This is a genomic window from Skermanella sp. (genome assembly GCF_059503625.1).
In genome coordinates this window covers 1-2478 of the sequence record NZ_JCACHA010000407.1, presented here as the reverse complement: position 1 = coordinate 2478, position 2478 = coordinate 1, and the positions used below count along the sequence as shown (strand labels likewise).

The 2478-nt window shown below is 65.3% G+C and carries 5 protein-coding genes; 2 read left to right on the top strand and 3 right to left on the bottom strand.

The features are described 5' to 3' along the window. The coding region (locus AC5JJ6_RS08990) for a chorismate-binding protein (protein ID WP_496041707.1) at window positions 1-191 on the top strand (191 nt) is incomplete at its 5' end. Window positions 192-215: 24 nt separating this feature from the next. On the opposite strand, the gene AC5JJ6_RS08985 is transcribed toward AC5JJ6_RS08990, so the two are convergent. The 3 genes from AC5JJ6_RS08985 to cueR all read right to left on the bottom strand — a co-directional run bounded on the left by AC5JJ6_RS08985 (window position 216) and on the right by cueR (window position 2073). Continuing rightward, complete coding sequence (locus AC5JJ6_RS08985; protein WP_496041706.1) at window positions 216-425, bottom strand: heavy-metal-associated domain-containing protein; 210 nt, start codon at window positions 423-425, stop codon at window positions 216-218. A gap of 66 nt (window positions 426-491) precedes the next feature. After that, window positions 492-1595, bottom strand: a complete 1104-nt coding sequence (locus tag AC5JJ6_RS08980) for a divergent polysaccharide deacetylase family protein (protein ID WP_496041705.1) — start codon at window positions 1593-1595, stop codon at window positions 492-494. A 70-nt stretch (window positions 1596-1665) separates the two neighbouring features. Next, window positions 1666-2073 (bottom strand): Cu(I)-responsive transcriptional regulator, encoded by a 408-nt coding sequence (gene cueR / locus AC5JJ6_RS08975; RefSeq protein WP_496041704.1) that lies wholly within the window; start codon window positions 2071-2073, stop codon window positions 1666-1668. A gap of 191 nt (window positions 2074-2264) precedes the next feature. On the opposite strand from cueR, the gene AC5JJ6_RS08970 reads away from it, so the two are divergent. After that, window positions 2265-2478 (top strand): glutamine amidotransferase-related protein (locus AC5JJ6_RS08970; protein WP_496041703.1); only part of this gene is annotated, 214 nt, incomplete at its 3' end.

The window sequence follows — 2478 nt, the reverse complement described above, 5'->3', positions numbered from 1 at the left end:
CAAACGGCGCCATGGACACCTGCATAGCGCTCCGCACCGCCGTCCTTAAGGACGGAGTCATGCATGTCCAGGCGGGCGGCGGTGTCGTGGCCGACAGCGATCCGGAGGCCGAATACCAGGAAACGGTCAACAAGTCGCGGGCGCTGATCCGTGCAGCGGAGGAAGCGGTGAGGTTCGCTTCCAGCCGCTGACGGATATGTTGGGGCGCGTGCCGTTCAGGCGGCGGCCCTGCCGCCGAAATCGAATCCGGCGCCTTCCACCGCATCCTTGACGGTATCCTCGGACAGGTCGCCGTCGACTGTCACCACTCCGGTCGGCAAGTCGACTTCGACCTGTGCGGTTGAGTCGCGCGCGGTGATCGCGTTGGTGACGGAGCGGACGCATCCGCCGCAACTCATCCCTGAAACCTTGTACTTCGCTGACATCGTGGTGCCTCCATTTGGCGTTTTACTGATCGGTCGGTAGCTTTTCGAAGCCTTGGCGGAACGGCTTCAGCCGCTCGGCTGGCGGTTCTTCAGAATGGCGCTGACGGGAACGAGCGTGAAGCCCTTGGCGGCGACGGACGGCAGCCATTCGACCAGGGCGTCCACGGTCGCGTCGTGGGGGTGCCCGATGGCGATGGCGTAACCCTGCCGCCGGGCGACGGCCTCCACCTTGGCAAGGCTCGCCCTGACCGCGCTGGGGCTCATGTCGTCGTCCAGGAAGACATCGCGGCCCAGGGCGGGCAGGTGAAGACCGCGCGCGATCCCGAAGGCGACGCTGTGGCTGGTGGTGCGGCTGTCCAGGAACATCAGGCCGCGCCGCTGTAGCTCGCCCAGGATCACCCTCATGCCGGCCGCATCCTCCGTGAAGCGGCTGCCCATGTGGTTGTTGACCCCGATATAGCCGTCGAACGACTTCAAGCCATGGTCGAGACGGCGCAGCAGTTCGGCATTGCCGACGCCGACCTTCATGGCGTCCGGTCCGGGATCGATGTCGCTGGCCCGCGGCTCCATCGGGATATGGACCATCAGCTCATGCCCTGCCGTCCGAGCCGTCTTCGTCTGGCGCGGAAGGTCGTTGGCATAAGGCAGCCAAGCAAGGGTCAGGGGAGCCGGCAATCCGACGACCCGGGAGCTGCGCTTCCGGTCCAGCCCCATGTCGTCGATCACGATGGCGATCATGGGACCACCGGAGCGGGGGACGAAAGGCACCGCGTTCCTCTGCCACAGCGGTAAGCCGGGAGCGACCGGGGCCGGTGCGGCGCCCGGCGGGACCGGCGGCGGCATCATCGCCGCCAGGACCGTCGGCGGCGCCGGCTTGGCCAGCGGCGGAGCGATGGTGGGGACAGACACCGAGGGTGCCTTCGGTGCGGAGGACCCGTCGGCCTGTTCCTGGACACGCGGTTGTTCGAGGCGGGGCGGTTCGACGCGGGGCATGTCGATCCGGGGAGCGGTCGGACGCACCGCTTCCGGCCGGGTCGTGACAACCTGAGCAGGCGGCTTGTCCGAATCCCGCTGATAAAGGAAGCCGACCAGAGCGCCCGCGCCGAAGGTCAGGGCAAGGGCTCCCGCCGCCAGCGTGACGGGACGAAAGCGCTTCAGCAAGTCGGGCACCGCAGGCTTTCGCCGGGTGCGCCGGGGTTTCGGCGTCTTGGACGTTTTGGTCGTTGGACTTGGCATAATGTCAGGTGCGATGCTCTGTCGATGATGTAGCCAGCGAGTCGAGAATGGGACAGTCGGGACGGTCGTCGCCATGGCAGCGCTGGACCAGATCGACCAGCGTTTCACGGATATTCCGCAGCTCCGCGATCTTCGCGTCGATCTCCGCGATGTGGCCGCGCGCCAGCGCCTTGACGTCGGCGCTCGCACGGCTCCGGTCGCGCCAGAGGGTCAACAGGTTGGCGACATCCTTGACCGCGAAGCCCAGTGAACGCGCATGCGAAACGAAACGCAGGGTTTCGACCTCCTCCGACGTGTAGACCCGGTAACCGTTGGCGCTGCGGCCGGCGGATGCGATCAGGCCGATGCTTTCATAATAGCGAATGGTCTTGGCCGACACGCCGGAGCGCTTGGCAACTGTCCCGATATTCATGAAACGCTCTCCCGATACGATGGGTTTTCATCGTTAACAGATCGTTACTCACACACAGATGGTATCCATATGGGGCTTCCAGTGCCGGGAAGGTCAAGGTACCGGCATGCGTCGCCGCGCTGGAATTTCCGGGTCTCGCCTTGTAGGGTAACCGCTCGCTTGTTTCCCATTTGTTTGCCGCGGGTTGCCGCATGCTGCTGCTGATCGATAACTATGACAGTTTCACCTACAACCTCGTCCATTTCCTCGGCGAACTGGGTGCGGAGATCGTGGTGAAACGTAATGACGCACTGACGGTCGCGCAGGCGCTCGATCTGCGGCCCGACGGCATCGTGCTGTCTCCCGGTCCGTGCGATCCCGACCGCGCCGGCATCTGCCTTGACACCATCGCCGCCGCGGCCGAAC